We start from the raw sequence: 14631 nt of genomic DNA, 5'->3' as shown, positions 1-14631 counted from the left end.
TGCGGTGTTTCGGACTGACGAGCGCGCAACTGATCGATCGTTCGCAAGCGAGCCGCGCGCCGCATATTCCCCTCGACCTGAACAACGGCGCCGTCGTGTGCGCACGCGTGCGCCTGAACCGCGCCCCGATCGCCGGAATGACGTCCTCGTCCGTCGCGAACAAACCCGCGCCGCGCGTATCCGTTGCGATCGATGCGTCATCGAAACTCGCATCGCTCGATACGGGCGATCCCAGAGTGGCTGCGGTGATCGGCAAGGTACGCAAGGTCATCGGCAAGGACATACCGATACTCGTCACCGGCGAGACCGGCACCGGCAAGGAGTTGCTCGCGCAGGCGATTCACAGCGATTCTCCGCGTCGCGCGGGGCCATTCGTCGCGGTGAACTGCGCATCGATTCCGGAGAACCTGATCGAATCGGAACTCTTCGGTTATGAGGAAGGCGCGTTCACCGGCGCACGACGCAAGGGCGCGGCCGGCAAGCTGCTGCAGGCGAATGGCGGCACGCTGTTTCTCGATGAAATCGGCGACATGCCCTATCCATTGCAAGTGCGCCTGCTGCGTGTGCTGCAGGAGCGCGTCGTCGATCCACTCGGTTCCAGCAAGTCGATACCGGTCGACGTGGCCATCATCTGCGCGACGCACCGCAACTTGCGAGAGATGATCGAGCAGAACAGCTTTCGCGAAGACTTGTACTATCGCTTGAATGGACTCGTCGTCAAGCTGCCGCCATTGCGCGAGCGCACCGACCTCGCGACCGTGATCACGAAGATGCTGCAGGCCGTGAGCGCCGACGAAGCGTGCGGAATGCGCCTGTCCATCGACGATGAAGTGATGACGCTCTTCGAGCGTTACGCGTGGCCCGGCAACTTCCGGCAACTGTGCAATCTGCTGCGCACCGCGGCCGCGATGGTGGACGACGATGGCTGCATTCGTCGGGAACATCTTCCGGAGGACTTCTTCGACGAGCCCCTCGGCAATGTACAAAACATGTCTGAAGCGTACCCTTCATCGACGCTCGCTTCGGGACGGCTACAGGAAGTCACGGCATCCGTGATTGCGGCCGCGCTCGCGCGACATCGTGGAAACGTATCCGCCGCCGCGCGCTCGCTCGGCGTTTCGCGCAACACGATCTATCGCAAGATGCCCGCTTGTTCACCGATGGAGCAATGAGCTGTTCCATGCGGTGTTCCACTTCGATACACCCCTGTCACGAAGAGGCACAGCGCGGCACATCGGCCGCGCATCTTCGAAATTGAACTGAAAGGCAGAAGCGTGCACATGCACTGTCTTTTCATCGAAGGCATAGAGCTTGCATTTTCGACGTCCGATTGCGAACGCTTCGCGATCCAACTCGAACATCACCCAAGGAGATGAACATGCAATGGACGACACCCGCCTTCACCGATCTTCGCTTCGGCTTCGAGATCACGATGTATATCGCCACACGCTGATGCTTCGATGATGCAAGCCCGGGTTGCATCGCACCCGGGCCTGCACCCTTCTTTCTCCGTCCCACATGAACCCAACGACCGCGCATGCGGGCGCACCCACGCGCCCGCGTCTGCGTGCGCCTCTGAAGCTGCATTGGCATGCGGACATGAGCACGTGCGAAATCGTGCATCCGAGCGGCAGCGTCGAACTCAATCGCAGCGCCGGCGAAATACTCGCGCGCTGTGATGGCACGCGCGAACTCGACGACATCATCGGCGAGCTCGAAGTGCGCTTCGGCATGGAGGGGCTTGCAGTCGACGTGTATCGCTTCATCGATGAAGCGCGACGTCTCGGCTGGCTCTGCTGAACTCGCGTTGTCACATCGGGCAACACGTCAAACGTCCCACTGCTCCACGATGCAACACCCACGCATCAATGCCACATGCGCCCTCGCGCGCAGTGCTCGTGCATGAGATCCGCATGCAGCAAGGCACTCGCGTGCGTGAATGGTCAATGGCATATGACTTGCCTTGAAGATGCCGCAACCGTTTCGCATCGCTATCGAGATTCAAAAAGAAGTTGCATCGACAATACCCAGGAGACAACGATGAAGATTCGCTTCAGTCCGGCATTGCGCATCGCGGCCATTGCAGCAGGCGCCGTTGCCGCATTCAGCGTAGCGCAGCATCAGGCCATCGCGGCGAGCACCACGCCGACGCAGTATCCCGATGTCAGCTATGAGCGGCTCGCGAGCGCACAGGATGATCCAGGCTGGCTCACGTACTACCGCACGTATAACGGTCATGGTCATTCGCCGCTCAAGCAGATCGACACGAGCAATGTGAAGAACCTGAAGCAGGTATGGAGCTACAAGTTTCCGAAGGACCTGCAACAGGGCTTCGAAGCGACACCCATCGTCAACGGGCGCTTTCTTTTCGTGACGACGCCCAAGGACAACGTCTATGCATTCGATGCCGCGACGGGCAAACAGCTCTGGAAATACGAGCCGAATCTCGATGCGAGATCGTTCAAGACCGCATGTTGCGATGTAGTCAATCGCGGCGTCGCGTTATACGGAAAGAATGTCTACGTCGCGATGTTGAGCGGCGAAGTAGCGGCGCTCGATGCGCAAACAGGCGCGCTCGTTTGGAAGAAGGCGATGTTCGATCCGGGCGTCGGCTATGCGTTCTCGCTTGCACCGCTCGCGCTCGATGGCGCACTCGTCGTCGGCAGTTCAGGAGGCGAGTATGGCGCCCGCGGCTTCATCGCGGCACTCGATCCCAATGACGGCAAGGTGCTCTGGAAGCGCTATACGGTGCCTGGCGCGAAGGAACCCGGCGGCAATACATGGCCCGACGGCATGCAGGAACATGGCGGCGCGCCCGCATGGCTCACCGGCACATACGACGCGGCGAGCAAGACGCTTTATTGGGGTGTCGGCAATCCGGGACCGTGGCTCGCCGATCTTCGTCCCGGCGACAACCTCTACTCCGATTCTCTGCTCGCACTCGATCCGAAGACAGGCGATCTCAAGTGGCACTATCAATATACGGCCCATGACACGTGGGATTATGACGGCGTGAACACGCCCGTGCTCGCGAACATCAAGTATCAGGGCAAGGACTACGACGCAATCATTCATGCTGACCGCAACGGCTTTTTCCATGCGATCGATCGCAGCAACGGCAAGCTGATCTATGCGCGGCCTTTCGTCACCGCGACATCGGTCACGGGTTATACGGACGATGGCAAGCCGATTCAGGATGCAGCCAAGTATCCGAAGACAGGCACGACTATCGAAACATGTCCCAGCTTTCTGGGCGGCAAGAACTGGTGGTCCGTGTCATACGATCCGCAAACGCATCTCGCGATCGTGCCGGCCCTGCATGCGTGCATGTCCTTGTCGGGCAAGTCGGTGAATTACATGGAAGGTCTGCCTTATCTCGGCGAAGGCTTCGAGATCAAGCCCGAGCCGGGCAGCAAAGGTTATGGCGAACTGCAGGCCATCGATGTCGATACCGGCAAGAAGGTCTGGAGCCACTGGAGCAAGCTGCCCTGGAACGGCGGCGTCGCGACGACTGCGGGCGGTCTCGCATTCAGCGGCTCGCTCGACGGCCATCTCTATGCGTTCGATGAAAAGACCGGCAAGGTCTTGTGGCAAAGCCCCAAGCTCGCGAGCGGCATCATCGCGCAGCCTTCGGTATATGAGATCGATGGCAAGGAATACGTCGCCATTCTCGCGGGCTATGGCGGCGCGAATCCGATCTGGGGCGGACCGATGGCGAAAGCCGCGGACAAGGTCCCGCGCGGCGGCACGCTCTATGTGTTCGCGCTGAATCGCACCTGACCCAATCTGATCGGACCGCGAGCTCGCGTCATCGCGCGCTTGCGGTGCTCACTGTCATCACCGGACGCTTCGACATGAATCATCCTCTCAACTCCATTCGCGCGGCGGGCATGCTGGCCGCATGCATCGCGCTCGCGCCATCGGCCTCCGATGCCGCCGTGAAGATCTGCACGTTTCCCGGCAGCCCGTCGGCGGCGCTGGATCGCAGCGTCGCGCAGGCTGTCTTCGCCCGCGCCAACATCGCGGCGACGATCGTTTCAAACGGCATCGGAGAGGGCGACGACGACGGCGTGTCGCTCACGGAACTCGACAAGACACTCGCGCGCGATTGCGACGTGATTGCGGGCTTTCCACGTTCCACCGTCGCCGATGCATCCGGCGGCAAGATGCAATTCTCGCGCGGCTATCTGCGCGCGGGCTATGTCAGCATCGAAACACCCGGCGCGGATCTGAAGGACGCCGCGAAGCGCACGGTCGCCGCGACCTATGCGAGCCCGGCGCAACTGATCGCCGTGCAACAACACGACGTGACGCTCGATCTGGAAAACACGTCGGCATCGACGGTCGAAGCGGTGGCGAACGGACGCGCGCAACGCGCGATCGTATGGTATCCCGCAGTCGTCGCGTATCGCGTGGCGCATCCCGAGCACAGCTTCACGGTCGCGACCGCCGATTCACCGTATGCGGACTGGCAACTGACCTTCGCGTTCGGCGCAAGGACCGCCGCGTTGCGCACGCGCATAGACGATGCGCTCACGTCGATGACCAACGATGGCCGCTTGCAGGCGCTGACGAAGCAATGGGCCTTGCCTTCGCAGACCGCGTCGGCAATGCGCTATCTCGACGAGCCATCGCACGCATCGTCCGTGCGTGTGGGCATCATGCTCGCGGATGCCAACGCAACGCGCGCAGGCCGCTTCATCAAGGTCGCGAATGAGGGTGGCGTCGAGCCGCCATCGTTCGAACAGGCGCAAACCACGCACGGCAAGACGCTTTATTCGAGTTCATGCGCGAAGTGCCACGGCGCGCAGCTCCAGGGCGTGACCGCGCCTGCGTTGCAAGGTCCTGCATTCGCGCCTCCGTCGAATTCGCACCTTACTGTCGGCGGCATCTTTACTTACATGACGACCAACATGCCCGCGGATCGTCCCGGCAAGATGAAAGATCAGGACTATGCCGACATCATGGCCTTCCTGCTGATGTCGAACGGCTACAAGCCCGGCGGCGCGAAGATGACGGCGGACAGCGCGCGTGCGTCGAAACTGCCGCTCAACGCCGGGCCTGCACGATGAGTTAGCCATGCGGACGCTCGCCGCGCAACTTTAAATACGTCACAACGTGATATATAATTGAATTGTCGCGCGGGCGGATTGACCTGGGCCGCAGCGCGGCGCAATGCGCAAGTCAGCCGGTTCCAGCCGGCGGGAGGCCAGCGTCGTGCTTATCAATAACGAGTTTGAAATCGGCTATCTTGTCGTCGTTTTCGCTTTGCTCGGCGTCATCCTGATCGGCGCGCTGCTCACGGCGCTGCATCTGGATCGCTGGCATCCGAAGCTCATCAGCGCAGCCATCGGGGCGCTACTCGGGCTTGCGCTGATCGAAGCGGTGCCGATGCTCACCTGACGACACACCCTGACGCTTCGTCGAGACTTCGGTACGTCGCGGCACAAGGGCGGCAGCATGCTCGGTAACACGGAGCATGCGCGCCGCCTTGTTTCTTTTCATCCCTCACATCTTTCATTTCGCGCCGTGCGCATTGGCATAATGCAGCACGAGCACGCGCATGGGTCGCGTCTTCGCCGATCATTCCGCTTCATCACCGAACGAAACCGCATGACAGCGATCACTCGCACGCGACGACGCGTGCGCGCCTTCTTCGGCGCACCGGAAGCAAGACGCCTCCTTCGTACGCTGATGAGTTGCGCGATCAGCTACGCCGCCGCGCGGCTCGCGGCGCTTCCCGAAGGCTATTGGGCGCTCATCACGACGCTCGTCATCGTGACGCAACCGAGCCTCACGCAAGCCGTCGATACCGCTCGCGATCAGATCATCGGCGCATTCATCGGTGCGGTGACGGGCGTGCTCGGTATCGTCGCGATGGAGCGCGGCGCGCCGCCGCTCGCGGTCTTCTCCGTCGCGCTCCTGCCGCTTGCCGCGTTGAGCGCCAAGCGTCCCGCGTTCAGGCTTGCGTGTGTGACGCTCGTGATCGTCGTGCTGATTCCGGCGGGACCGGGCTCGCCTTTCGAACGGCCCATGCATCGCGTGCTGGAGATTCTGATCGGCGCGGCATCGTCGTTCGTCGTGGCGGCGCTCTGGCCGAATCGCGCGCTCACGTCGGCACATGCCAGCGTCGCCGATACCTTGAAGAGCATCGGTCAGTTGATCGGGCTGTATCTATCCGGCGAACAGGACGAAGCACGCGCGACGCGCCTCGAAAAGCAAAGCACCGACGCGCAAAAAGCGTTCGACGATGCGTTGAAGGAAGCCGAGCGCGAGCACATCATCGTGCTGGTGCAGAATCGCCGCTCGGATGCCATCGACAAGGCCGCGCCTTTTCTGCGGCGTCTGCATAGCGATGCGCTCTTTCTCGCGAAGGCGGTGTCGCGTCTCGATCGCGAGACCTGCGCGGCACGGCTCGGCGCAACGGGCCGCGAATTGCAGTCGCTATTCGAGACGCTCGCCAGCGTTCTTGCATCGAATCGTCAGGACGATACGAAACTCGCGCGCGCACGCTCCACCGTGATCGAACTCAAGAACATCCTCGCGAAGCAGGAGGCGACGCATGGCGCGCAGGAAGTGGCGCAGTTCGTCGTCGGCCTGATCGTCGCGGATCTCGATGCGTTGATCGCGACGATCTATCCGCTCAAGGAGTCATCGGCCTAGCGTGAAAGACCGCGCGCATCGATAGGCCATATGTCCGTTACGCGGCCATTGCGATGGCACACGTATTCGTCGTAGAGATTCACGGTCGGATCGCAATGTCCGGGCGGCAATAGAACGCGCTTGCCCACCAGTCCCGCGAAGTCGCCGTCGGGCTCGTGCTGCGCCTGCAACATGCCGTGCTCGTCGTTGGCGGATATATAGGTCAGCGCCGGATCGCCCTTCGCGTCGAGCCAGTGCACGCTGCGCGGCAAGCCTGAATCCACTGCGAGCCCTTTGAGGCCGACATCGCACACGGCCATGCCGGGCCGCGTCGCGCTCATGACGGTCGACAGTACGAAAAGGCTGTGACGCCAGCGTGACTCGCCGCCCCAGCCAATGCCGCCATAGTCGCCGTCCATGAAGAGATATGAGCCGGGTTGCAGCTCGGTGAAGACGCCGCTCGCGGCATCGAACTCGACGGTACCGGTGCCGCCGCCCGTCACGATGCCGCAACGCACGCCGCGTGCATCGAGCGCCTGCACGTAGCGTGCCGCTACGTCGGCGGCGCGGTTTGCTTCGTTCTTGCGCGCGGCCCAGTCGGCGACATGTTGTATGCCGCCGTGATACGCCTGAATCCCCGCGAAGCGCAACACGCTCTGCGACGCGATACCGTCGACGAGCTCGAGCAGCGCGTCCTCGCTCGTCACGCCGCAGCGATGTTGCCCGGCATCGACTTCAGGCAGCACATCGATCGACACGCCCGCACGCTTTGCCGCGTCGCCGAGCGCATGCACTTGCGGCAACGCATCCACGCAAACCGAGAGGCGCACATGCGAGGCCAACTCGACCGCCATGGCCAGTTTGTCCACGCCGACGAACTCGTTGCTCACATGAATGCTCGCGATGCCGGCCGCCGCGAACGGATAGGCCTCCGACAACTTCTGACAGCACACGCCGACCGCGCCCGCTTCGATCTGACGCCTGGCGATCTCGCTGGACTTGTGCGCCTTTGCATGCGGACGCAACGCGACGCCATGCCGTGCGGCGAACGCCGACATCGCCGCGAGATTGGCGTCGAAGGCATCGAGATCGATCGTCAGGGAAGGCGTGGCGACGGATGCGAGCGGGTCGCCCACGCGGGCGGCGGGTGGAGGTGCGAGGGTCATGGCGAGTCGTGTCGATGAAGCGGGATCAGGCATCGATCATAGCGCTGAATTTTGCATGTCGAATGCATAAAACCGGTACGCGTGAAGTCGACGTCATGCCGGAACTTCCGTTTCGAGGATCGCGCCTTCATCCTTGAGCGCCTGAATACGCGCATCGTCGAAGCCGTATTCGTTGAGCACCTCGGCTGTGTGCTGACCGAGAAGCGGCGCGGGACGCGAAGCCTGTGTCGATCCCTCGGAGAAATGGATCGGCAAACCGAGGCCGCGGATCGGACCCGCGAGTGGATGTTCGGTCTCGACGATCATCCCGCGCGCGATCGCCTGCTCATGTGACGACGCCTCCGGCACGCCGAGCACCGCGCCGCTCGGCAGACCGATTTCATCGAAAGCGACGAGCCACTCGTCGGTGGTCCGCTCGACGAGGCGCGCGCTCAGGATCTCGACGAGCGCTTCACGATGCGTCAGGCGACCCGCATTGGTCTGAAAGCGCTCGTCTTCGGCGAGGCCGGGAATGTTCAACACGCCGACGAGCCGCTCGTAGTTACGCTGGTTCGCCGCACCGATGTTGATCCAGCCGTCGCGCGTGCGAAACGCCTGATACGGCGCACTCGTCGGATTGGCGGAGCCCGCTTTCGGCAGCACCGTGCCGTCCGCGAAGTAGTTCGCGAAGGCCCAGTACATCTGTTGCAGGCCGGCTTCGAAGAGCGACGTATCGACCATCTGGCCGAGGCCCGTCGTCTGCTTTCTGGCATAGGCCGCGCTGATGCCGAGCGCCGCCAGGATGCCCGCGTTGATGTCGGTGACGGGCGAGCCCGCCTTGATCGGCGCCTGTCCCGGCTCGCCGGTCATGCTCATCAGGCCGCTCATGCCCTGCGCGATGAGATCGAAGCCGCCCTTGTCGGCCATCGGCCCGCTGCGGCCGTAACCCGAAATCGCGCAGTAGATGAGGCCGGGGTTCACCGACTTGAGCGTTTCGTAGCCCATGCCCAGCTTTTCCATCGTGCCGCGCCGGTAGTTCTCCGTCACCGCATCCGCGCTCGCGAGCATCTTGCTGAGCACATCCTTGCCGCCGTCCGTCTTCAGATTGAGGGCGATGCCGCGCTTGTTGCGGTTCACGATCAAAAACGATGCGGATTCGCCGCTCGGGAGAATCGGCGCGAAGCGCCGGCAATCATCGCCGTTTGGAATTTTTTCGACCTTGATGACATCGGCGCCCATGTCCGCGAGCATCATCCCGCAGATCGGCCCCGACATGATGTGTGCAAGCTCGATCACGCGCATGCCTGCAAGCGGCCCCGCGCCGGGCGCGGCCGCCGGTTTCGTGTCTGCCATGTCAACGTCCCTTGAATTGCGGTTTGATCTTGTCGAGGAAGGCCTGATAGCCGGTGCGGAAGTCCTCGGTTCCGAAGCATGCGAAGCCTTCGTCGCGCTCTTGGTCGGTGAGTGGCGCGGGGTCCATCACGCGGCGCACGAACTGCTTGTGCCAGCGCGCGACGAGCGGCGCGCCGTCCGCGATGCGCCGCGCGGTTTCATACGTGTGCGCGGTCACTTCGCCATCCGCGACGACGCGCGTGACGAGTCCTTTCGCGAGCGCTTCCTTTGCATCGAAAATACGTCCTTCGAGAAGAATTTCGAGCGCGACGGCGGGGCCCACGAGACGCACGAGCCCTTCCATTTCCGCATGCGCCATCACGAGGCCGAGGTTCTTGATGGGCACGCCGAAGCGGCTCGATTCGCCGCAAATGCGCAGGTCGCACATCGCCGCGATCTCGAGTCCGCCACCGACGCAGATGCCATGAATCATCGCGACGATCGGATGTCGGCACTGGCGCAATGCATTCAAAGTGCGATGCATGATCGCGCCGTACTCGCGCGCCTGTTCGACATTCGATCGATCCGTGCGGAACTCGCCGATATCGTTGCCCGGCGAAAACGCTTTCTCGCCCGCGCCACGCAATACGATGCAGCGCACCGTATCGTCGCTGGAAAGGTTCTCGATGGTCTCGCCGAGCGCGCGCCACAAGGGCTTGGTCATCGCGTTGAGCTTCTCGGGCCGGTCGATCACGACCGTCGAGATATCGCCATCGCGCTCGATCAGGATGGATGGTTCCGCCACATCGCCTCCTCGAATTGAATGCAGAATGTTGAATGCGTTATCCGATACGGTTCAATGCATGCAAAACGCATTGAACCGCCGCCACCACCACCCGATTACACGAACTTGCGCGCGTCTGCCGGGTCCTTCTTTTCCTCGTCGGTTTCGAGCGTGCGGTCCGGGCGCATCGTGAACGACAGGATGATGCCGACCGCCATCAGGATCATCGACACCGTGAACGGCAAATTCCAGTTGCCCGTTCGGTCGATCAGCCAGCCGCCCACGACCGGACTGATGATGGCCGCCAGCGCCGAGCCGGAATTCATGATGCCGGACGCGGTGCCCGAGTGCTTCGGTGCGATGTCCATCGGCACGGACCACATCGGGCCGATCGTCATCTCATTGAAGAAGAAGCCGGCCGAGAGACACACCGCCGCGAGCGTGATCGAGATGTCTGAGATCAGCATGATCGGCGTGAGCGACAGAAGCGTCAGCAGCATGCACACGCCGACCATCACGTTGCGCGCCAGGCGCACATTCCCGCTCTTTCTCAGGATGCGGTCGGTGAGTGAACCGCCGAGCCAGTCGCCGAGCACGCCGGCGAAGAACACGCCCGATGCGAATAGCGCCGACTTGCCGAGCTGCATGTGATAGCTATGCAGGAAGTACTGCGGAATCCAGCCGAGAAAGAGCCACAGCACCCAGCCATAGCAGAAATACACGGCCGTGACGGGCGCCATCCGGCCGAGCAGCGTGCGCCACGGCACCGGCGCGCGTTGCTTCACGCCCGAGTATGTCGCGAGCGTCGCGCATTCGGTTTCCGTGATGCGCGGATGATCGCGCGGGTTGTCGCGGAAGTAGAAGACCCACGCCAGCGCCCACAGAAAACTGATGATCCCGGTGATGATGAACGCGCCGCGCCAGCTCGTCGCGACCATCAGCCAGACGATGAGCGGCGGCGCCACCGCATTACCGATACGTGATGCTGCATGCGTAATACCTTGTGCAAATCCGCGCTGGTCGGCGGGCATCCAGTTGGACATCGCGCGCGTGGCGGTCGGAAAGGTCGCGCCTTCGCCGAGTCCGAGCAGCACGCGCGCCACGATCAGAGACACGAAGCCGCCCGCGAGACCGGTCAGCACGGTGGCGCCCGCCCAGATGATCGCGCATAGCGTGAGCGTGCGGCGTGGACCGAAACGGTCGCCTACCCATCCACCGATGATCTGGAACACAAGATACGGATACGCGAAGGCGGAAAACACAAAACCGACCTGCGTGTGCGAGAGGCCAAGCTCCGCGCCGAACTGGGCCGCCGCGGTACTGACATTGACCCGGTCGATATAGGTGATGAAATACATCGCGCATAGCAGTAACAGAACGCGCGTCGTGGCTCGACGGAACATCATCGTCTCCTTGTTGGCCGCGTGCGTGCGCGCGACGCCTTCGCTTTTCGAAAGGCGCCCGATGTCACGGCATGCGGAACTTCGCGTGGTACGTCGGATGAGGACAGCGGCTCGATATGAGCCCGCTTATTGCGTTCTGCGGCGCAGCTTGCGAATGCGTGGTTTGCGCGGTGATGTCATCGCTTGTCTCCTGGGTCGCGGCTCGTTTGCTGTCCGCTGTTTTGCTTCGGTGAATGAAACTCTGGTCCTGCCGTCGTCAATCCTTTGCGTCGAGCGCCATCGCGAGGACGCGAGCGACATGCAGCGCTTCTCTTTGCGCACCGTCCGCGATCTGATGACGGCAACTCGTGCCGTCCGCCACGATCAGGGCATCAGGTGCCGCACGCACGGTCGGCAATAGCGACAGTTCCGCCATCGCCTGCGATGCGGCGTAGTGCTCCGCTTCATAGCCAAAGCTGCCCGCCATGCCGCAGCATGACGATTCGATCGTCTTCACTTCGAGCCCCGGAATCCAGCCGAGCACTTTCTCGATGGGGCGCACGGCATCGAATGCCTTTTGGTGGCAATGGCCATGCAGCAACGCTTTCGATCGATCCAGCGCCTTCAGCTTCAGTCGCAAGCGCCCTGCCGCCTCTTCGCGCACGAGGAACTCCTCGAACAGAAACGACACGCGCGCGAGGTCGCGAGCGCTATCGCCATAGCCGTATCCGAGAAACTCGTCGCGCAACGAGAGCAGGCACGACGGTTCCAGTCCAACGATCGCCACGCCACGTTCGACATACGGCATGAGCGCATCGAGCGCGCGGCGCGCTTCGGCCTTCGCTTCATCGACGAGACCCGCCGAGAGGAACGTGCGTCCGCAACACAGCGGCCGCTCGCCCGCCTTGATGTTCAGGTGAACCGTGTAGCCGGCCGATTCGAGCACGCGCTTTGCGGCCCGCGCGTTCTCCGGCTCCATGTAGTTGTTGAAGGTATCGACGAAGAGCAGAACTTCGTTAGTCGCAGATGCAACCGGTTTGCTGGCCGCATCGGTGAGGAAGGGCTTTGCAAAGCGCGGGAACATTCGCTGCGGCGCGAGGCCGAGCCTGGACTTGAGCCAGCGTGCAACGCCCGGCATATTTGCTTCGAACGCGTTCGACAGCGCCGGCAGGCGGCTCGCATACGGCGCATAGCGCGGCAGGAACGCAATCAATCGCTCGCGCAAGCGCAGGCCATGACGTTCGGTCCATGCGGCGCGCGCCTCGATCTTGATGCGCGCCATATCGACGCCTGTCGGGCAATCACGCTTGCAACCCTTGCACGACACGCACAGATCGAGCACGTCCTTCACATCCTGACTCGCGAGCCCGTCATCGCCCAACTGTCCCGACAACGCGAGCCGCAACGTGTTCGCACGGCCGCGCGTGAGATGCTGCTCGTCCTTCGTGATGCGATAGCTCGGGCACATCGTGCCAGCATCGAACTTGCGGCAATGACCGTTGTTGTTGCACATCTCGACCGCTTTCGCGAGTCCGCCCGACAGATCGCCGCCCGATCCCGCCGCGCCCTCTTCGCCCGTCGATGGATCACGCGTCACGTTCCATGCGGACCAGTCGAGCCGCGGTGTCATCGCGCGCTCGCGATAAGAAGGCGGAAAGCGGAAGTTGCGCGCATCGTCCATCTTCGGCGGAGTGACGATTCGATCCGGGCTCAAGCAGTTCTCCGGGTCGAAGAGCTGCTTGATCTCGCGAAAGGCCTGATTGATACGCGGGCCGTATTGCCACGCAACCCATTCGCCGCGACACAGGCCGTCGCCGTGTTCGCCCGAGAATGCGCCCTTGTATTCGCGCACCATCGCCGCGGCCTCTTCCGCGATCGCGCGCATCTTGATGGCCCCGTCGCGGCGCATGTCGAGAATCGGCCTCACATGCAGCGTGCCGACGCTCGCATGCGCATACCACGTACCTTCGGTTCCGTGCTGCCTGAAGACTTCGGTCAGCCGGCTCGTGTACTCGGCCAGATGTTCGAGCGGCACCGCGCAATCCTCGATGAAGGACACCGGCTTGCCGTCGCCCTTCATGCTCATCATGATGTTGAGGCCCGCCTTGCGCACTTCCCACAGCGCTTTTTGCGGACCCGCGTCGGGCATCTGCACGACCGAGCCGGGCAAGCCGAGATCGCTCATCAGTTCGACGAGTTGCGCGAGCTTCGCGACTTGTGCATCGTGATCCGCGCCCGCGAACTCGACGAGCAGGATCGCTTTCGGCTCGCCGACCAAAGCCTTTTCGATCACAGGGCGGAAGGCGGGATTCGACATCGCGAGATCGATCATCGTGCGATCGACGAGTTCCACCGCGACCGGTCCGAGCTTCACGATGTGCTGCGTCATATCCATCGCATCGTAGAAGCTCGGGAAGTTCACCACGCCGAGCGTCTTGTGCGCGGGCAGCGGCGCGAGCTTCAATGTCAGTTGACGGCTGAACGCAAGCGTGCCTTCCGAACCGACAAGCAGACTTGCGAGATTCGGCTCGCCGTCGGCGCTGAAAGCGAGCGGGCTTTGGCAATCGAAGAGATCGAGGTTGTAGCCTGCGACGCGCCGGAGCACCTTGGGGATGTGCTCGCGCATTTCCTGCTGCTCGCGTAGCGCGATACCACGCACGCCGTCGACGAGATCGCGTACGCGTGCATCGTTCGTCATGGTTGAGAGCTTGCCGAAGCGTGCTTCGTGACCATCGGCGAGGATCGCGTCGATCGCATCGACGTTATGCACCATGATCCCGTATTCCATCGAGCGCGAGCCGCACGAGTTGTTGCCCGCCATGCCGCCGATCGTGCATTGCGCGCTCGTCGAAACGTCCACCGGGAACCACAGGCCATACGGTCTGAGCCACGCGTTAAGATGATCGAGCACGACGCCCGGTTCGACCGTGACCGTGCGTGCATCCTTGTCGAAATGAACGATGTTGTTGAGCCACTTCGTCGTGTCGATGACGAGCGCCTCGCCGACCGTCTGCCCGCACTGACTGGTGCCCGCGCCGCGTGCGAGCACGTTCGCGTGGCTGTCGCGTGCAATCTGCAATGCGAGGCGTAAATCGTCCTGATCCTTCGGCACGACGACGCCGAGCGGCATGATCTGATAGATCGACGCATCGGTGGCGTAGCGCCCGCGCGATGCGCGATCGAACATCACATCGCCTTTCAGCTCGCGTTGCAGTCGCGCCTGCAGCGGCGTCGGCGTGGACCCGGGCCGCGCACGCGCGGAAGCGGGCATCAAATGAATCGGCTTGACGAGCCGGTCTGTAGGGGAATTGAGCATCGTCGCTGTCGGTGAGTGCCAGAGCGCTGT

At 62.6% G+C, this 14631-nt stretch carries 11 protein-coding genes and 1 pseudogene; 7 read left to right on the top strand and 5 right to left on the bottom strand.

The annotated features are described in order from the left end of the window. Nucleotides 1-8: 8 nt before the first annotated feature. The 7 genes and pseudogenes from QCE73_RS20415 to QCE73_RS20385 all read left to right on the top strand — a co-directional run. Nucleotides 9-1172: pseudogene (locus QCE73_RS20415) on the top strand (sigma-54-dependent Fis family transcriptional regulator); the annotation flags it as partial. Between the two features lie 206 nt (nucleotides 1173-1378). Beyond that, entirely contained in the window at nucleotides 1379-1453 is a 75-nt protein-coding gene (pqqA, locus tag QCE73_RS20410) for a pyrroloquinoline quinone precursor peptide PqqA (protein WP_008347847.1), read from the top strand. Nucleotides 1454-1518: 65 nt separating this feature from the next. Next, a complete protein-coding gene (pqqD, locus tag QCE73_RS20405; RefSeq protein WP_238290901.1) occupies nucleotides 1519-1800 on the top strand; it encodes a pyrroloquinoline quinone biosynthesis peptide chaperone PqqD in 282 nt (93 codons plus the stop codon). Nucleotides 1801-2040: 240 nt separating this feature from the next. Next, entirely contained in the window at nucleotides 2041-3780 is a 1740-nt protein-coding gene (locus tag QCE73_RS20400) for a methanol/ethanol family PQQ-dependent dehydrogenase (protein ID WP_309883306.1), read from the top strand. A 74-nt stretch (nucleotides 3781-3854) separates the two neighbouring features. Continuing rightward, a complete protein-coding gene (locus QCE73_RS20395) occupies nucleotides 3855-5072 on the top strand; it encodes a c-type cytochrome (protein ID WP_309883305.1) in 1218 nt (405 codons plus the stop codon). Nucleotides 5073-5217: 145 nt separating this feature from the next. After that, nucleotides 5218-5403: a hypothetical protein gene (locus tag QCE73_RS20390; RefSeq protein ID WP_035505719.1), complete on the top strand. Its 186-nt coding sequence runs from the start codon at nucleotides 5218-5220 to the stop codon at nucleotides 5401-5403. A 210-nt stretch (nucleotides 5404-5613) separates the two neighbouring features. Continuing rightward, nucleotides 5614-6663, top strand: a complete 1050-nt coding sequence (locus QCE73_RS20385) for an FUSC family protein (RefSeq protein WP_309883304.1) — start codon at nucleotides 5614-5616, stop codon at nucleotides 6661-6663. On the opposite strand, the gene QCE73_RS20380 is transcribed toward QCE73_RS20385, so the two are convergent. The 5 genes from QCE73_RS20380 to QCE73_RS20360 all read right to left on the bottom strand — a co-directional run bounded on the left by QCE73_RS20380 (nucleotide 6660) and on the right by QCE73_RS20360 (nucleotide 14601). Next, a complete protein-coding gene (locus tag QCE73_RS20380) occupies nucleotides 6660-7808 on the bottom strand; it encodes a DSD1 family PLP-dependent enzyme (RefSeq protein WP_309883303.1) in 1149 nt (382 codons plus the stop codon). The genes QCE73_RS20385 and QCE73_RS20380 overlap by 4 nt on opposite strands. Nucleotides 7809-7901: 93 nt before the next feature. Further along, on the bottom strand, nucleotides 7902-9140 hold the full coding sequence (locus QCE73_RS20375; RefSeq protein ID WP_309883302.1) for a CoA transferase: 1239 nt from the start codon (nucleotides 9138-9140) through the stop codon (nucleotides 7902-7904). 1 nt (nucleotide 9141) lies between these two features. Then, nucleotides 9142-9924 carry an enoyl-CoA hydratase-related protein gene (locus QCE73_RS20370; protein WP_309883301.1) on the bottom strand — a complete coding sequence of 261 codons (783 nt, stop codon included), beginning with the start codon at nucleotides 9922-9924 and terminating at the stop codon, nucleotides 9142-9144. A gap of 95 nt (nucleotides 9925-10019) precedes the next feature. Then, nucleotides 10020-11309 carry an MFS transporter gene (locus QCE73_RS20365; RefSeq protein WP_309883300.1) on the bottom strand — a complete coding sequence of 430 codons (1290 nt, stop codon included), beginning with the start codon at nucleotides 11307-11309 and terminating at the stop codon, nucleotides 10020-10022. A gap of 253 nt (nucleotides 11310-11562) precedes the next feature. After that, nucleotides 11563-14601: an FAD-linked oxidase C-terminal domain-containing protein gene (locus QCE73_RS20360; RefSeq protein WP_309883299.1), complete on the bottom strand. Its 3039-nt coding sequence runs from the start codon at nucleotides 14599-14601 to the stop codon at nucleotides 11563-11565. Between the last annotated feature and the right edge of the window lie 30 nt (nucleotides 14602-14631).

Source organism: Caballeronia sp. LZ029, assembly GCF_031451275.1.
Classification (GTDB): domain Bacteria; phylum Pseudomonadota; class Gammaproteobacteria; order Burkholderiales; family Burkholderiaceae; genus Caballeronia; species Caballeronia jiangsuensis.
The sequence above is the reverse complement of the archived record's forward strand: the minus strand, read 5'-3'. Positions and strand labels throughout refer to the sequence as shown.